17 protein-coding genes are annotated in these 17,102 nt (G+C 66.8%); 3 read left to right on the top strand and 14 right to left on the bottom strand.

All coding sequences use genetic code 11. From position 1 onward, the window contains the following. Position 1: 1 nt before the first annotated feature. The 4 genes from ABLE92_RS04715 to ABLE92_RS04700 form a co-directional block, all read right to left on the bottom strand. Positions 2–457 carry a flavodoxin family protein gene (locus ABLE92_RS04715; protein WP_348803500.1) on the bottom strand — a complete coding sequence of 152 codons (456 nt, stop codon included), beginning with the start codon at positions 455–457 and terminating at the stop codon, positions 2–4. Further along, positions 454–972, bottom strand: a complete 519-nt coding sequence (locus ABLE92_RS04710) for a hypothetical protein (protein WP_425476142.1) — start codon at positions 970–972, stop codon at positions 454–456. Before ABLE92_RS04710 ends, ABLE92_RS04715 begins: the two co-directional genes overlap by 4 nt. Before the next feature lie 5 nt (positions 973–977). Next, positions 978–1,730, bottom strand: a complete 753-nt coding sequence (gene dapB / locus ABLE92_RS04705; RefSeq protein ID WP_348803499.1) for a 4-hydroxy-tetrahydrodipicolinate reductase — start codon at positions 1,728–1,730, stop codon at positions 978–980. A gap of 378 nt (positions 1,731–2,108) precedes the next feature. Then, on the bottom strand, positions 2,109–2,588 hold the full coding sequence (locus ABLE92_RS04700; protein ID WP_348803498.1) for an Lrp/AsnC family transcriptional regulator: 480 nt from the start codon (positions 2,586–2,588) through the stop codon (positions 2,109–2,111). A gap of 170 nt (positions 2,589–2,758) precedes the next feature. Here ABLE92_RS04700 and ald point away from each other — a divergent pair, with 170 nt between their 5' ends. Beyond that, positions 2,759–3,874, top strand: a complete 1,116-nt coding sequence (gene ald, locus ABLE92_RS04695) for an alanine dehydrogenase (protein ID WP_348803497.1) — start codon at positions 2,759–2,761, stop codon at positions 3,872–3,874. 75 nt (positions 3,875–3,949) lie between these two features. Here the strand turns inward: ald and ABLE92_RS04690 are convergent, their stop codons facing one another. The 4 genes from ABLE92_RS04690 to ABLE92_RS04675 form a co-directional block, all read right to left on the bottom strand. Beyond that, positions 3,950–4,615, bottom strand: coding sequence for a GAP family protein (locus tag ABLE92_RS04690; RefSeq protein ID WP_348803496.1), 666 nt, complete (start codon positions 4,613–4,615; stop codon positions 3,950–3,952). 89 nt (positions 4,616–4,704) lie between these two features. After that, entirely contained in the window at positions 4,705–5,661 is a 957-nt protein-coding gene (locus ABLE92_RS04685; RefSeq protein ID WP_348803495.1) for an aldo/keto reductase, read from the bottom strand. A 56-nt stretch (positions 5,662–5,717) separates the two neighbouring features. Then, complete coding sequence (locus ABLE92_RS04680) at positions 5,718–6,470, bottom strand: NRDE family protein (RefSeq protein ID WP_348803494.1); 753 nt, start codon at positions 6,468–6,470, stop codon at positions 5,718–5,720. Between the two features lie 419 nt (positions 6,471–6,889). Further along, complete coding sequence (locus ABLE92_RS04675; protein ID WP_348803493.1) at positions 6,890–8,743, bottom strand: putative nucleotidyltransferase substrate binding domain-containing protein; 1,854 nt, start codon at positions 8,741–8,743, stop codon at positions 6,890–6,892. Between the two features lie 308 nt (positions 8,744–9,051). On the opposite strand from ABLE92_RS04675, the gene ABLE92_RS04670 reads away from it, so the two are divergent. Further along, complete coding sequence (locus ABLE92_RS04670; protein WP_348803492.1) at positions 9,052–10,554, top strand: amino acid permease; 1,503 nt, start codon at positions 9,052–9,054, stop codon at positions 10,552–10,554. A gap of 183 nt (positions 10,555–10,737) precedes the next feature. Here ABLE92_RS04670 and ABLE92_RS04665 read toward each other — a convergent pair whose 3' ends face one another. The 4 genes from ABLE92_RS04665 to ABLE92_RS04650 form a co-directional block, all read right to left on the bottom strand. Continuing rightward, the gene (locus tag ABLE92_RS04665; protein WP_348803491.1) at positions 10,738–13,020 is read right to left on the bottom strand and encodes a polyribonucleotide nucleotidyltransferase; all 2,283 of its coding nucleotides are present in this window, start codon (positions 13,018–13,020) and stop codon (positions 10,738–10,740) included. 452 nt (positions 13,021–13,472) lie between these two features. Further along, a complete protein-coding gene (gene rpsO, locus ABLE92_RS04660; protein ID WP_348803490.1) occupies positions 13,473–13,742 on the bottom strand; it encodes a 30S ribosomal protein S15 in 270 nt (89 codons plus the stop codon). A gap of 149 nt (positions 13,743–13,891) precedes the next feature. Continuing rightward, positions 13,892–14,509, bottom strand: a complete 618-nt coding sequence (locus ABLE92_RS04655) for a hypothetical protein (protein WP_348803489.1) — start codon at positions 14,507–14,509, stop codon at positions 13,892–13,894. Between the two features lies 1 nt (position 14,510). Next, entirely contained in the window at positions 14,511–15,488 is a 978-nt protein-coding gene (locus tag ABLE92_RS04650; RefSeq protein WP_348803488.1) for a bifunctional riboflavin kinase/FAD synthetase, read from the bottom strand. Between the two features lie 204 nt (positions 15,489–15,692). Here ABLE92_RS04650 and ABLE92_RS04645 point away from each other — a divergent pair, with 204 nt between their 5' ends. After that, a complete protein-coding gene (locus ABLE92_RS04645; protein WP_348803487.1) occupies positions 15,693–16,415 on the top strand; it encodes a metal-dependent transcriptional regulator in 723 nt (240 codons plus the stop codon). A gap of 247 nt (positions 16,416–16,662) precedes the next feature. Here the strand turns inward: ABLE92_RS04645 and ABLE92_RS04640 are convergent, their stop codons facing one another. Next, a complete protein-coding gene (locus ABLE92_RS04640; RefSeq protein WP_348803486.1) occupies positions 16,663–16,857 on the bottom strand; it encodes a hypothetical protein in 195 nt (64 codons plus the stop codon). Between the two features lie 20 nt (positions 16,858–16,877). Continuing rightward, positions 16,878–17,102, bottom strand: coding sequence for a hypothetical protein (locus ABLE92_RS04635; protein ID WP_348803485.1), 225 nt, complete (start codon positions 17,100–17,102; stop codon positions 16,878–16,880).

Below are 17,102 nucleotides of genomic sequence, written 5' to 3'. Positions count from 1 at the left end.
CTCACGACTCCATCAACCCGGCGGCGACCGTGGCCCCCAACTCCCAACACTTCTCGAGGTCGTCCTTGCCGGGCTTCTCCGACACGACGACGTAGTCGGCGGCCTTGGTCCAGCCGAGACCCGCGGTGATCCGGTCGATCGCGTTCACCGCACCCTCGGTCCCCTCGTTCCCGTGCAGGTACGCGCCGAACGGACGGCCCCGCGTCGAGTCGAGGATCTGGTAGTAGGCGACATCGAAGGCGTGCTTCAGCGCACCGCTGATGTATCCGAGATTGGCGGGTGTGCCGAGCAGATATCCGTCAGCCTCGAGGAAGTCACTCGCCGACACCGACAGCGCGGCCCGGCGCACGACCTCGACGCCCTCGATCTCGGGGTCGGTGGCGCCGGAGATCACCGCCTCGAACATCGCCTGACAATGCGGGGACGGCGTGTGATGAACGATGAGCAGACGACTCATGCCGAACGCTCCTCGGGCGACTCACGGAACTGTGCGACAGCACGTTTCATCATCTGCCGCGCCCGACTGCGGTCGCCCGCGTAGTCGTACGCGCGGGCGATGCGGTAGGTGTTGCGCCAGTTCTCCGGGTCGGCTTCCCACTCCGTCTTCACCTGTGCGAAAAGGTCGTCGGCGGCGTCGCGTTCGATCCGGCCCGACGGACGCCGCGGCAGATCGGAGACATCGAGTTCACGACCCTCCTCCGCCATGATCCGCGCGAGTTTCTGATGCTCGATGCCGGCGCGCAGGGTCGCGACGATCATCCAGATCCCGAGGAACGGCAGGATGAGCACGCCGATGCCGATACCGATGCCGGCGGCGGTGCCGCTGGAGATCAAGTCGATGCCCCGCTGCCCGAGCAGCACGAAGTACACGCACATGGCGATGACGAGGAACGCGATCATCCACACGATCGGCCGGGCGTCGCGGTTGCGTTGCTTGCGGGGTTTGCTGTCGGAGGCCATCTCTGCGGTCATCCGGTCTAGAGGTCCATCAGGGCGTCGAGGCCGACGGTGAGTCCGGGTCGGTCGGCGACGTTGCGGACACCGAGGAGGACACCCGGAACGAAGGAGGTGCGGTCGAGCGAATCGTGGCGGATGGTCAGCGTCTCCCCCTGCGTGCCCAGCAGCACCTCCTGATGGGCGACCAATCCGGCCAGACGCACCGAGTGCACCCGCACCCCGTCGACGACGGCGCCGCGTGCACCGTCGAGTTCGCTGGTGGTGGCGTCGGGGCTGACGCCGACTCCGGCGGCCTCTCGGGCCTCGGCGATCAGCGACGCAGTGCGGAATGCGGTGCCCGACGGCGCGTCGGCCTTCGCCGGATGATGCAGTTCGATCACCTCGACGGAGTCGAAGAAGCGGGCGGCCTGCTGCGCGAACCGCATGCACAGTACGGCTCCGATGGCGAAGTTCGGGGCGATGAGCACACCCACGTCCGGGGCCGCCGACAGCCACTCCCGCACCTGCGCGAGTCGCTCCTCGGTGAAGCCGGTGGTACCGACGACCGCATGGATTCCGTTGTCGATCAGGAACTTCAGGTTGTTCATCACGACGTCGGGGTGGGTGAAGTCGACCACGACCTGGGTGCCGGACTCGACGAACAGCGCCGGGTCGTCACCCTTGTCGACCCCTGCGCTGAACGTGAGATCGGGGGCCTCCTCGACACCGGCCACGATCGCCTTGCCCACCTTGCCGTTGGAGCCGAACACGCCAACCTTGATGCCGTCTGTCATGCCGGCCTTTCGTCGTGGCTGGGCTGCCCAGCCGGTCGAAGCTTGTCGGCGTCAAGTCTATGCAGTCGGCGTGATCGCCGAATTCTGCCCTGGCGGGCACGATCGCGGTCCGCGAACCGCGCCGGGGCGCCGTCAGCGTCGAGGTGAGCGCCGTCAGCGTCGAGGTGAGCGCCGTCAGCGTCGAGGTGAGCGCTGTCAGTGTCGAGGTGAGCGCTGTCAGTGTCGAGGTGAGCGCTGTCAGTGGGGTTACTGGACCACGTGCTGCCTCGTTCCACGCTGCTTGCCCATTTCTAGACATTCTCGAAGTAGAGTGTCGGCGAAAGCCCAGGTCGCGAAGTGATGCGTACTCGTCGAATGTCTGGAAATGGCAAGCGGGAGTCAGAAGATGGGCGCGTCCCCCCGTTGGTGGTCGAACACCAGCGATGTGGTGGTGCCGGCCACCTCGCGACGGGAGTTGAGCATCTCGACGAACCTCCGCAGGGTCTCGGTGTCCGCGGTCGCGACGTGCAGCAGGTAGTCGTCGGTGCCGGCGAGGAAGAAGACGTCGATCACCTCGTCGTGGCCGGTGATCTCGGCGACGAACTGCCGGATCTGACCTCGTGCGTCGGACTGCAGGCTCACCGCCACCATCGCCCGGAGCGGACGTCCCACGGCTGCGGGATCGACGTCGGCGAAGAACCCGCGGATCACGCCCAGGTCCAGCAACCGACGTACTCGTCCGTGGCAGGTCGACGCCGCGATTCCCACCCGTGCGGCGAGGTCACTGTTGGTGATGCGGGCGTCGGACTGCAGATGTCGCAGCAACCGGCGATCGATGTCGTCGAGTTGCGGCCGAACATCCTTCACCTGAGTGGGCATCTCACACCTCCGTGTCGATTCATCTTCGCCAGAATAGCCAGATAGAGAATCATCGTCATATCTATTGCTCTGTTTCCGCAGTTACTTCACTCTTGAGGCACGTTCATCGAGGAACATTCATCCACCACCTTTTCCTCGCCACACTTCCGACGAACCTTCAGGAGCATCAGATGCGCATCGGCATTCCCACCGAGATCAAGAACCACGAGTACCGCGTCGCGGCCACCCCGGCCGGGGTCGCCGAACTGACCCACCGCGGCCACGAGGTGGTCATCGAGGCCGGAGCGGGCGTGGGGTCGGCCATCTCCGACGCCGACTTCAAGGAGGCCGGCGCACAGATCCTGTCCACCGCCGACGAGGTGTGGGAGCAGGCCGAGATGATCCTCAAGGTCAAGGAACCCATCGCGGCCGAGTACCACCGCATGCGCAAGGGCCAGACCCTGTTCACCTACCTGCACCTCGCCGCGAGCCGCGAATGCACCGACGCCCTCCTCGCGTCGGGCACCACGTCGATCGCATATGAGACCGTTCGCGGCGCCGACGGTTCGCTGCCGCTGCTCGCCCCGATGAGCGAGGTCGCCGGACGACTCGCGCCGCAGGTCGGCGCCTACCACCTGATGCGTTCCGAAGGCGGGCGCGGCGCACTGATGGGCGGCGTGCCCGGGACCGAACCCGCCGACGTCGTCGTCATCGGCGGCGGTGTCAGCGGCGTCAACGCCGCGACCATCGCGATGGGCATGGGTGCCCAGGTCACCGTCTTCGACCTCGACATCACCAAGCTGCGCGCCATCGACGCGCGGTTCGGCGGCCGGGTGCACACCCGCTACAGCACGACCCTCGCACTGTCGGAGGCCATCCGCGAGGCCGACCTCGTCATCGGCGCCGTCCTCGTCCCCGGCGCCAAGGCCCCGGTGCTCGTGCCGAACAGCCTTGTCGCCCAGATGAAGCCGGGTTCGGTGCTGGTCGACATCGCCATCGATCAGGGCGGCTGCTTCGAAGATTCCCGTCCCACCACCCACGAAGACCCGACGTTCACCGTGCACGACAGCGTGTTCTACTGCGTCGCCAACATGCCGGGCACCGTCGCCCGCACCTCCACGCAGGCGCTCACCGGTGCCACCCTGCCGTATGTGCTGCGCCTGGCCGATCTCGGCTGGGAGGCCGCCCTCGCCCAGAGCCCGGCCCTCGCGGCGGGTCTGAGCACCCATGCAGGTGAGCTCTACACCCCCGAGGTCGGCGAGGCCCTCGGCCTTCCGGTGGTCGCGAATCCGTTCGCCACCAACTGAATCCCCGACGAAGCCGGGCCGCGTCGATCTCCGACCGGTCCGGCTTCGACGTGTCGGATGTCCGCCGACACCTGGCTACAACGCCTCCAGCGCGTTTGATGCCACCACCACACCGAGGACGATGAGCACGGTTCCCACGATCACCGAGTTGTGGCGGGTCACCCACTCGTCGATGCGGGCCAGGGCGGGCTCGGCTCGCGTCCCGGCGATCGTCGTGACCACCGTGGGAGCCGCGATCGCCAGACTGCCGACCACCACGAACACCGCGAGCGCCACGGCCTGCGCGCCGACGTCGGCGGTCGCCTCGGCGATCGCGGCCGACGCAGACACCGTGATCAGCAGGTTCTTCGGATTCGCCGCGGCCATACCGACGCCGAGCGCACCGGCCTTGGCCACGCCGATGGTCTCGACCATCGCATACCAGCCGGGCACCTCGGACTTCTCCGCACCGCGCCAGGCGCCGTACCACTTTCGGACTCCGAGCCACAGCAACAGCAGGCCGACGATCAGCCCGATCACCGCCACCGCCGGGCGCCTTCCACCGGACAGCGAGAACACATCGGCCACGGCGATCAGAACGACGAGCGTGACGATCAGCCCGACGAGCCATCCGCCGAGGAACGACCACCCGATGATCGGCGTCCGTTTGATCACCAGCGCCATGCTGACCATGACCAGCGGGACCGATGCCATCAACAGGGCGACGGCGATCGGTAGGACGTCGAGGACGGCGTTGGTCATCCGGTCAACCTAGCCGAACCGCTACGGCCGGCGTCGTTGTGTCGCGACGAGTTCGTGCGCTCCGTAGCTGTTGTCGTCGGGATTGAGCGTCACCCCGGCGCGACCAACTCGTCGATGCGGTCGAGGACATCGTCGTCGAGGCGGACCTCGGTGGCCGGTAGATACGATTCCAGCTGTTGCATCGTGCGCGGTCCGACGATCGCCGACGTGACGCCGGGATGGCGGATGACGAATGCGATGGCGAGCTCGATCATCGTCAGCCCCGCCGAATCGGCCACACCGGCAAGCTCTTCCACGATGTCCAGCTTGCCCTGATTGTCCGGGCGGGACATGTCGAAACGCGCCCCCGGCCGCGCCTTCGACACCGGTGCGGCATTCGCGTTCTTGCGGAAGCGGCCGGACAGCCATCCGCCGGACAGCGGACTGTAGGTGAGGATGCCCATTCCGTGCCGACGTGCGGTGGGCAGGACATCCTCCTCGATTCCGCGAACCAGGATCGAGTACGGCGGCTGTTCGGTGACGAACCGCGACAGGTTGCGGTCTCGTGCCGCCCACTGCGCCTCGACGATCTGGCTGCCGGAGTACGACGACGACCCGATCATCCGGATCTTGCCCTGCGCGACGAGATCGGTGAGGGCACCGAGGGTTTCGGTGACGTCGGTGTCGGGGTCGGGGCGATGCACCTGGTAGAGGTCGATGTAGTCGGTCTGCAGGCGCCGCAACGATTCCTTGACCTCACGGAAGATCCACTTGCGTGAGCCGCCACGGGCGTTGGGGTTCTCGCCCATCGGCATGTAGAACTTGGTGGCCAGCACGACGTCGTCGCGGCGACCTGCCAGTGCCGTGCCGACGATGCGTTTGGACTCCCCCGCCGAGTACACGTCGGCGGTCTCGATGAAGTTGACCCCGGCGTCGAGGGCTCGGTGGATGATCGCGACGCTGTCGTCGACGTCGTCATTGCCCCACGGCCCGAACATCATCGCGCCCAGACACAGCGGGCTGACACGTACACCGGTGCGCCCGAGCGGGCGGTACTCCATCGTCATGGATTCACGGTAGGCGCGGAGTCGTCGCCGTGGGAGGTACTGGCGTTACCCCGCGCTCAGAATTCCAGTGCGAGGGTCCGTGGCTGCTGTCCATGCGCATAGCGTCGTTCGGTGATGTCGCCGTGTCCGTCGTGTCCGATGCGCACGACGGTGCTTGCACGCGTGCCGTAGTCGCCGGTGTCGATGAACATCGGCGACAGCGCACGTTCCTGCTTGCGGGACACACCGGTGTGCGGGAGTGCCGCATCGTCGGCAATCGTGGTGTCATGCAACAGATCCAGCAGCACGTAGGGTTCGGCGTCGAGATGGGTTCCCAGTGCGGTCACTCCGCGGGTGACCTTGGGCCAGGGCTCGTCGAGCAGACCGTTGGACAATCCGTGCACGCCCGGCTCCACTCGGCGCAGCTGTGGCTCGGGATGGTTTGTCGCCCAATATGTGTCGGTCCCGTCATCGACGATCAGGTTGACCGGGGCGTAGTCGGTCGCGCTCTCGACGAGTTCATCGGCCGACGCGCGCGCCGACTCACCGGAGGTCAGGAACTCGACGGGCAGCGTCCCGCGTGACCGTTTGTCCGGCATCGGTTGCGCGACGCCGTCGCGGACGTTGGTCACCGCGGCCAGGCGCCGGGTGCCGACGGTCGACACCCCCATCCAGGTCCCGCCGGCCTGCAGGTCACGTCCGCCGATGATCGGCAGATCCGGCCAGGCGTGCACCGGTTCGGTACTGCGCGAGAAGAATTCGTCGCGGTTGGCCGCGAGGATCAGCCGGTGGCGTGGGGATGCGTCGACGGCGAACAGGATCAAGCACACGCCGTCGAGGCTACCTGGCTTCCCGGTCGATCCGTCTTCTGCCGCCGGCCGAGGTTGCCCTCCGCCAATCGAACCACCGCATCCCACAACTCCAGGTGGCCCTTCCGCCGGTCGAGGAGCGAGGAGCCCCCAGGGCGACGAGCCTCGAGACCACGCAACACGAAGCTGGAAGCCGATCACAGCGCAGGTTGCGGAGGAGCGACGACCACCGACAAAACTGATCGGCGCCGAATCGGTTGGGGGTGAACGCCGTCAGCGTCGGCAGATCTGTGTTCGGTTGGCGTTTACCATGTTTCGCTGTCGGGTTGCGGAGGTCTCGACACGGCTCGCCGCTTGCGCTCCTCACCGGCTCGACCAGGCTCGACCACCGGGGGCCAGCGAGTGGCCAGCGGGGTAAGGCTCGACCGGCGGATCATCGGTCACCGGTCGGTGCCGGCTCCCCAGTCCTCCACCGGCGCGTACTGCGCGACATTGCCCATCCGGCGCTGCACCGAGGAGATCTCGCGGACCGCCTGGGCCAGCAGGCTTCGGTCCAGGGGCGAGAGGCGGCGCATCGTGATGATGTCGGACGGATCTTCGCGTCGTTCGATCTGTTCGAGCTGATACCTCAGCCGAATCCGTTGCAGCACATCGAAGACCTCGACGAGGGTGGCGGCGGCGTCGGTGCCGAGCACCTCCGATTCGCCGGCATCGCGTAACCGGGACGGGGTGTCGAGTTCCACGGAGCCGACCGCGAGGGCACCCCAGCGGGCGATGTTGACGAGCGGGGTCAGTGCGTGGCGTTTGATGTCGACGGTGTCGGTCCGGCGGACGAGGACATCGCGCATGGATCGTAGCCGCGCCGGTGTCGCCAGAGCCTCGGCGAGCAGCATCCGCAGGGTCGACGGATGCGATCGCAGGTCACCGAAGACCTCTGCGACCGCGGTCAGACCGGGATCACCCCAGATCGGCCGGGCGTCGAGAAGCAGCGAGGTGAAGATCATCCCCTTGTTCTCGGTGGGCGCATCCAGCCAGGTGCGGGCGGCAGCACGCCATTGACCGTGAGTGCGGGTGAACAGTGGCATCGACGCGATGGCGCCGTTGGTGTCGACCACCAGTCCCGCGCCGCGCAGGATGGTGTCGACCTCGGCGAATGCGGCTCGGTACGAGTCGATCTCGGCCGCTTCGAGCTCATCGCTCAAGGAGACCGCGCTGTCCACGTCGGAACTCAGGACCGGTTCACGGCGGGCATTGCTGCCCAGCGACAGCCAGGTCATGGCAGCCGGATCCAGGTGGGGCGTCGTGGCCAGCACCAATTCGATCGCCCGTCGCACCACGGCGTCGTGGACCAGCGAGAGCACCCGGGTGATCTCCGCCGCGGGCTGTCCACCGCGCACGAGATCGCCCACCAGATATGGCATCCGCCGCGCCCGTTCCTGCAATTCGGTCACCGTCGCGGCGTCGGCCACCTGTCGGCGCAGGGTCATGCTCGGACCCGCCGGAACGGCAACGAAGTCGGTGGGCACCACCACCCCGCGGAGTTCACCGTCGAGCCCCGTCACGGGCACACAGCCGAGCCCACGTTCGACGATGAGCGTGAGCACATCGGAGGCCGGGGCGTCGGCGCGGACGGTGACGGCGGGAAAACTCATGACCTCACCCACCGGGGTGTTCGCCGTGCGGCCCGCCGCGACCACGCGCACGCGGATGTCACGGTCGGTGAGCACGCCGAAACGTCCATCCGGATGCGGGATCACCACGTGCGGCTGGCCGGTTGCGGTCATCCGCTCGGCGGCGGCAACCACGGTCTCGTCGGCCGATGCGACTGCGGGGACCGTGACGATCAACTCCTCGACCGTTCCGTGCCCGGGGGTTGGGCTCACCACGCGCCGACGGGTCGAGGACAGTTGCCCCGCCAGGAATCTCGCACCCGCAAGTCCCGAGAACAGCGGGCGCACAGCATCTTCGGGTATCCGGCAGACCCGAACGGGCCCGACCGCGACGGCGATCGGTCCCTGACGTTCTCGCGTCAGCAACGAGGAGTATCCAAAAATCCCTCCCGGGCCGAGGATTTCGTCAGGTCCGTCGGCGGAGGGCTCCGGATGGTTGAAGATCTCGACCTGTCCGGCGAGCACCACCCAGAGCAGATGCGTGGACGTCACGAAGCCGTTGACGATCTGCGCACCCGATTCGAACGAGGCGACGGTGGCCCGGGAGGCGATACTCACGAGTTCGGCGTCGGAGAGTGAGTCCAGCGGTGGGTGCGATCCCAGCGCCGCCGCGAGATCGTCCACACCCCATCCTTTCGTCTCGGTCGCGTTCCGAATCAGGATAGGTCACAACATCATCGGCCGGGCGCACCCGGAATGTCGGAAATGTCGCCGCCGGTAACGTGACCTCGCCTGATCGTAATGATCGGGCAACATCGGTTCCCTACTTTCGGTTGGGCGTGTGCCCCGTTGTCGGCGAACCGGCGACGAAGAGCACACCCGACGGACAGCGTCCACGCACGTCCGCACCCGCACGCCCGGTCACCCCGACGGCATGTGTACAGAACGAGTGCCTCACGCACACGTGAGGACCGCAGACCACGAGGACATCGATGACGGAAACCACCACGACTCCCCACGCCCATCTCGCCGCCGAACAGGTCGGCTACAAACAGGAACTCGGCCGACGCCACGTCCAGATGATCGCCATCGGGGGTGCGATCGGAACCGGTCTATTCCTGGGGTCGGCGACTCGCCTGCATTCCGTCGGCCCGGCACTGCTGTTCAGCTACGCGTTCGCCGGACTCGTCGCCTACTTCCTCATGCGGGCCCTCGGCGAGTTGGTGTTGCATCGTTCGACGAGCGGCGCCTTCGTCTCCTACATGCGTGAATTCTTCGGCGAGAAGGCCGCATACGTCACCGGCTGGATGTACTGGCTGAACTGGGCGCTGACCGGAATCGCCGAATTGTCCGCCGTCGGCGTGTACATGAAGTTCTGGTTTCCCGGGTTGCCGAACGCGGTGAGCGCGCTGATCGCCCTGGTGGTGGTCCTGGCCATCAACCTGCTCTCGGCAAAGGCCTTCGGCGAGTTCGAGTTCTGGGCCTCCATCCTCAAGGTGGGCGCCATCGTCCTGTTCCTCGTCGTCGGTGTGGTCGTGGTGGTCGGCGGCATCCATGTCGGCACCACGCAGGCGGGAATCTCCAATCTGTGGTCCAATGGCGGCTTCTGGCCGACCGCGGATCCGTATGCCTGGTACGGCCCGATCCTGGTGCTGTCCGGCGTCGTGTTCGCCTACGCCGCCATCGAACTCGTCGGTGTCGCGGCCGGCGAGATGCAGAATCCCGAACGCGAGGTCCCCAAGGCCGTCAACGCCGTCATCTTCCGCATCGGCGTGTTCTACTGCGGTTCGATCCTGCTGCTCGCCTGCATGCTGCCCACCTCGGAGTACGGCACCAACGCCGCCGGCGACGTCGAGAGTCCGTTCGTGACCGTGTTCTCCCGGCTCGGCATGGGCTGGATGGGCGGCGTGATCAACGCCGTGCTCATCGTCGCCGCCATGAGCTCGCTGAACTCGGGCCTCTACTCCACCGGCCGCGTGCTGCGCAGCCTCGGAATGTCCAAGCAGGCACCGGAAATGATGACCCGGATGAGCGGCTCGGGCGTACCGTGGATCGGCATCGGCGTGACCGCCATCGTCTACTGCCTCGGTGTCATCCTGAACATCCTGATGCCCGGCGAGGCCTTCGACATCGCTTTGGAGGCGGCGTCGCTGGGCATCGTGTTCACCTGGGGCACCATCTTCGCGTGTCAGCTTCGACTGCGGCAGTTGGTCAATCGCGGTGTGATCCCGAAGAGTCCGTTCCAGGCGCCCGGCTATCCGTACACCTCGATCTTCGGGCTGGTCTTCCTCGTCGGGGTCGTCGTCGCTCTGGCGATCTCCGGGTGGCTCGCCTCGCCGAATCTCGGTGAGAAGACCGACTTCTGGGTCGTCGTCGGCGGTATCCCGCTCATCGCGGCGGCCATGATCGGCGGCTGGTACCTCATCCGGGGCAACGTCACCGATCACACCGACGGCAAGTTGGGGCCGGCCTGGACGGGCACGAAGTCCGACTGAGGTCCCGTTCGCGCGGGTCGAGTCTGCTCGTGCGGGTCCTCTCGGCTCACTCAGGCCGTCGATGACCCGCGCGAGCGACCCCGGCTCGCGCGAGCCGGCACCGACGCAGGAACCCACCCACGCAGAGAAACACCGCGGCCCCCGACCAATCGGTCGGGGGCCGCGGTGCGTCTGGGAGGCAGATCAGGCGTCGGCGGTCGCCTTCTCGGCCGGGGCGTCGGACTTGGCGTCCTCGTCCACCGGCACCAGGCTGATCTTGCCGCGCTCGTCGATGTCGGCGATCTCCACACGCAGCTTCGATCCGACGTTCACGACGTCCTCGACCTTGTTGATGCGCTTGCCCTTGCCGAGCTTGGAGATGTGCACCAGACCGTCGCGACCCGGCAGCAGCGACACGAACGCACCGAATGCGGTGGTCTTGACGACCGTGCCGAGGAACCGCTCGCCCACCTTCGGCAGCTGCGGGTTGGCGATGGCGTTGACCTTGTCGATCGCGGCCTGCGCCGACTCGCCGTCGGAGGCGCCGATGAACACGGTGCCGTCGTCCTCGATGGAGATGCTGGCGCCGGTGTCCTCGGTGATGCCGTTGATGGTCTTGCCCTTGGGGCCGATCAGCTCACCGATCTTGTCCATCGGGATCTTGATGGTGGTGATCCGCGGGGCGTACGGGCTCATCTCGTCGGGCTCGTCGATCGCCTCGGCCATCACGTCCAGGATGGTCAGACGCGCGTCCTTGGCCTGGCTCAGCGCACCGGCCAGCACCTGGCTGGGGATGCCGTCGAGCTTGGTGTCGAGCTGCAGGGCGGTGACGAAGTCCTTGGTGCCGGCGACCTTGAAGTCCATGTCGCCGAAGGCATCTTCGGCGCCGAGAATGTCGGTCAGTGCGACGTAACGGGTTTCGCCGTCGACGGTGTCGGAGACCAGACCCATGGCGATGCCGGCGACCGGGGCGCGCAGCGGCACACCGGCATTCAGCAGCGACATGGTGGAGGCGCACACCGAGCCCATCGAGGTGGAACCGTTGGAGCCCAACGCTTCCGAGACCTGACGGATCGCGTACGGGAAGTCCTCGACGCTCGGGATGACCGGCACCAGGGCACGCTCGGCGAGCGCGCCGTGGCCGATCTCGCGGCGCTTGGGCGACCCGACGCGACCGGTCTCACCGGTCGAGTACGGCGGGAAGTTGTAGTGGTGCATGTAACGCTTGGAGGTTTCCGGCGTCAGCGAGTCGATCTGCTGGGCCATCTTCACCATGTCGAGGGTGGTGACGCCCAGGATCTGGGTCTCGCCACGCTCGAACAATGCGCTGCCGTGGGCACGCGGGATGACCGCGACCTCCGCCGACAGCGACCGGATGTCGGTGATGCCGCGGCCGTCGATGCGGAAGTGGTCGGTCAGGATGCGCTGGCGCACCAGCTTCTTGGTGACCGAGCGGTAGGCCGCACCGATCTCCTTCTCACGTCCCTCGAACTGCGCGCCGAGCTGATCGAGGATCTGCGCCTTGAGTTCGTCGGTCTTCTCGTCGCGTTCCTGCTTGCCGGCGATGGTGAGGATCTGGCTCAGCTGCTCGCTCGCGGCGGCGGAGACGGCGTCGAAGACGTCGGACTCGTACGGCGGGAACAGCGGGAACTCCGCGGTCGCCTTGGCGGCGGCGTCGGCGAGCGACTTCTGTGCCTCGCAGAGACGCGCGATGAACGGCTTGGCGGCCTCGAGGCCCTCGGCGACGATCGACTCGGTCGGCGCCTGGGCACCACCGGCGATGAGGTCGATGACGTTCTCGGTGGCCTCGGCCTCGACCATCATGATCGCGACGTCGGCGGTGTCACCCTCGCCACCCACGATGCGCCCGGCGACGACCATGTCGAACACGGCGCCCTCGAGCTGCTCCACGGTCGGGAAGGCGACCCACTGGCCGGCCTTGTTCTCCTCGGTGGGGATGAGCGCGACACGCACACCGCCGACCGGGCCGGAGAACGGCAGTCCGGCGAGCTGGGTGGAGGCCGACGCGGCGTTGATCGCGACGACGTCGTAGAGGTCCTTCGGGTCGAGCGAGAGGATGGTGACGACCACCTGGATCTCGTTGCGCAGGCCGTCGACGAAGGACGGACGCAGCGGACGGTCGATCAGGCGGCAGGTGAGGATCGCGTCGGTGGACGGGCGGCCCTCACGACGGAAGAACGAACCGGGGATACGCCCGGCGGCATACATCCGCTCTTCGACGTCGACGGTCAACGGGAAGAAGTCGAAATGCTCCTTTGGGTGCTTGGACGCCGCGGTGGTCGAGAGCAGCATGGTCTCGTCGTCGAGGTAGGCGGTCACCGAGCCGGCGGCCTGCAGGGCGAGGCGTCCGGTCTCGAAACGGATGGTGCGGGTACCGAAACTGCCGTTGTCGATGACGGCAGTGGCCTCGGTGATGGCTTCGTCGTAGTCGTCGGCGAAGTCGTCGTTGGTGGTCACATCTGACATGTGGGGTGGTGATCCCTTCGTTGCGGCCGCGTCGTGCGGCCGTGGGGTGGCCGCGTCCGCGCGGCCTTCGTTGTACGGCTGTGGGCCTGCCACGACGTGCGCACAGAACACCTGTCCTGTGATCCCCGATTCGGGGTACACGTGTGCATCAGCCCCGGAACTGCCGGGAAGAGAAATCGTCGGCGGGAGGCGATCGGTGCACTCGTCGGCACCGCATGTGCTCAGACGGCCTTCGATCGAAGCGGCCGGAATCATCTACCTTGCGACCCGTTCGTCCGGGTCACGTTCCGGCGGCCACTACCGAAAACCGATCTGGCTCGTCATCGCTTCCGTGCATCAGATGATCGTCACGGCAACATTCCGTCGGTCAGTTTATCACTGCCGATATGACGAACCGGCCACCTCCAGCGGAGATGACCGGTTCGCGGTATGTCAATGAAGCCTGGATGCGCTCAGCGACGCAGACCGAGGCGCTCGATCAGCGAGCGGTAACGGTTGATGTCGACCTTGGCGACGTACTTGAGCAGGCGGCGACGACGGCCGACCAGCAGCAGCAGACCACGACGGCTGTGGTGATCGTGCTTGTGGGTCTTGAGGTGCTCGGTGAGGTCGGTGATGCGCTTGGTCAGCAGCGCCACCTGGGCCTCGGGGGAACCGGTGTCGGTCTCGTGCAGGCCGTACTCGGTGAGGATGGTCTTCTTCTCGGCAGCGGTCAGCGCCATGGAATTACTCCTGTTTCTCAGTACCGCGTCAACTTCAGATCCTGCGAACCCGTCCACCCGGACGGTTCGTGGGCGGCGTGCCACCGCGGACTGCAGCAACGCCGAGAGACCAATTTACCAGCGGAGATGTGGTGCACCCAAATCGGTGGTCAGGACCCGTTCCACCACGGCATGTGGCGTGGCTCGGAGTAGAGCCACCAGATACCTGCGACCGCGATCACCCCGAGCGCGACACCGATCCCGATGGCCACCGCCAATGACGTTCCCACCGCACGACGGGGGGCGTCGCAATCCGTCGTAGACGACGCCGCACCCACGACACCGACCAGGACCGCGCACAGACCTGCCGCGAGAAGCACGAACACTCCCATGGTCGGCCTACCCACGCTGCCCGACATGGACTCGGCCCCGATTTGGGCCAAGCTCATCGCCACGCGCGTGGTCCACACGCAGACCGACACCGCGATCACCAGAAGTGCCGCCCCGCAGCCGGTCACGACGACCGAAGCAAATCGTCTGCCCATCGAGGCCAACACGCCGGCGACGATCACAGCGATACCGAGGGGCACCGTCACCCAACCGAGTGCGGGTAGCCCCGGCGTCAGCCGCTTCCGACTGAGTGGACGTGGCCCGAAGCCGGTGGGGTTGAAGACCTCGGCACCGACGTCCGACAGATCCACCCAGGTCATGAAACTCGCCACCACCGCGAGCACTCCGAGCACGAGGGAAAGAGCTCCGGAGATCCGGAGTCCGGTTGTCGATGTCAACTCAGTCCGTCTCCGCGCTGTCGGCCGCCAGCAGCACCCGCGTCTTGTCGACGTCGTCGGCGATGGCCTTGATCAGGCCGTCGATGCTGTCGAAGGGTTCCATCGGGCGGATGTGACTGACGAAGTCGACGGCGACGTGCTGGCCGTAGAGGTCGGCGCTGGTGTCGAGGACGAAGGCCTCCACGGTGCGGGTGCGCCCGGAGAAGGTCGGGTTGGTGCCCACCGACACGGCGGCCTGATACCGCTCCCCCGGCACGACCTGCCCGACGACGGGTCCGGCGCCGAGCACCGTGAACCACGCGGCGTACACACCGTCGGCGGGGATGGCGGCATGCATCGGCGGTGCGACATTGGCTGTCGGATAACCCAATTCGCGACCCCGGCCGTCACCGCGGACGACCACTCCCTCGACCCGGTGCGGCCGGCCGAGCGCCTCGGCGGCCCGCTCGACGTCGCCGGCGGCCACACAGGAGCGGATGTAGGTCGACGAGTAGGTCACCGCATGCTCGCCGAACAACGAGATCGCCTGCACCTCGAACCCGAACTTCGCACCGAGTTCGGCGAGTTTGGCGACGTCACCGGCGGCCTTCTTGCCGAAGGTGAAGTTCGCGCCGACCACCACGTCGGCGGCGTGCAGTCGTTCCACCAGGATGTCGTGGGCGAAGTCCTTGGGTGTGCGCGAGGCCAGTTCGGGTGTGAACGGCATGACACAGAACACGTCGATGTTCAGCTGCTCGGCCAGTTCGGCACGTCGGGTCAGCGTGGTCAGTTGCGGCGGGTGGTTGCCGGCGCGCACCACCTCGGCGGGATGCGGATCGAACGTCATCAGCACCGCGGGCACACCCCGGTCGTGCGCGGCCCGCGTCGCGGCACCGATCAACTCGGCATGACCACGATGGACACCGTCGAACACACCGATCGTCACCACGCAACGCCCCCAGTCCGCGGGCACATCGTCCAGACCTCGCCAACGCAACACGCCGACCAGACTACGGCGCGGCGGCGCACCAAACCAGCACCGCCGTCCCGAATGAACCCGACGTGACGCAGTCGTTCGACACCGGTGAACCGGACATGTCGATACCGGCGGCGCACCGGACGAGGTGCGGGCGTTCGCACCGTGAACCACACAGTGGGAGCGTCGGCGTCGCCGTTGGTGCGACGGCGACCTAAGCTTGCCGATATGCCCACCAAAGGAGCGTCCACGCCGCGCCGAGGCACCGGAGCCGAACAGGCGGTGACGGAGCTGTCGACGGTGACCCAGGACTATCTGAAGGTGATCTGGACTTCCCAGGAATGGGCGGAGGTCAAGGTCACCACGAAGCTGCTCGCCGACAAGATGGGCGTGTCGGCGTCCACCGCGTCGGAATCGATCCGCAAACTCGCCGATCAGGGCCTGGTGTCCCACGAACGCTACGGCGCGGTGACGCTCACCGAATCCGGTCGCACCGCAGCCGTTCTCATGGTCCGACGACATCGCCTGCTGGAGACCTTCCTGGTCCGCGAGCTCGGCTACGGCTGGGACGAGGTGCACGACGAGGCCGAGGTCCTCGAGCATGCGGTGTCCGACCGGCTGATGGCGCGACTCGACGCCAAGCTCGGTCATCCCAACCGCGACCCGCACGGTGATCCGATCCCGGCCGTCGACGGTTCGGTCCCGACCCCCGATGCCGATTCGCTCGCCGATCTCGACGTCGGCGCATCGGGAACCGTCGCACGGATCTCCGACGACGACCCGGAGATGCTGCGCTACTTCGACGAGGTCGGCGTGGCGCTCGACTGCCGGGTGACGGTGACCGGCAAACGACCGTTCGCCGGCACGATCTCGATTTCCATCGACGACGGCGACACCCTGGACATCGGGGACATCGCGGCCCGCGCGATCTTCCTCGTGCCGACACCCTGAACGCGGATGATCGCGTCGGACAGCCCAATTCGAATACGAGGGTCAGTGGCGGCGATGGCTGTGGGTGGGTTCCGGCGCCCGGTTGGCGTGGCCTCGACACGCGGCGGCCTCGCTTCGCTCGGACGGCGCTACTCGACCAGCGGGGAGGTGCGGCTCGACGCCACTCGACCAGCGGGGAGAGTCGGCTCGACGCCAGTCGACCGGCGGGGCGTGCGACTCGACCCCACTGGCGATAGCCGCCACTCGATCAGGAACCGTTGATCGCGTCGACGATGGCCGGGATCGACACGACGAACCAGGCCACCAGTGCGACGGCCACCGCGGCGACCGCGATCACCACCAGCCACGCCAGGACGCGGACGATCGGTCCCCCGGGGCCCTGTCCGAGCAGGATTTTCACGAACTCGACGAACAGGTCGATGAGCCTTACGAGTGTCATCATCAGCGTTTCTCCGGTCGGTCTCAGGTCATCGTGACGTTGGCGAACGTCAGCACGGGCCAGCACACGATCGCTCCGAGGAAGGAGACGACCTTGTCGACCGGGTTGTCGATGTCGGCAAGGTGCGCGGTGTGGGTCAGGGTCCACACCACGCCGACGATTCCGTAGGGGATGCCGATGAGGATGAGGGTTCCGAGGATCTCGGAGACCTTCATCTGATGGTCGAGGATGCGGTTGATGGTCTTCAT

This window comes from Gordonia oleivorans (assembly GCF_040044975.1).
Classification (GTDB): domain Bacteria; phylum Actinomycetota; class Actinomycetes; order Mycobacteriales; family Mycobacteriaceae; genus Gordonia; species Gordonia oleivorans.
The sequence above is the reverse complement of the archived record's forward strand: the minus strand, read 5'-3'. Positions and strand labels throughout refer to the sequence as shown.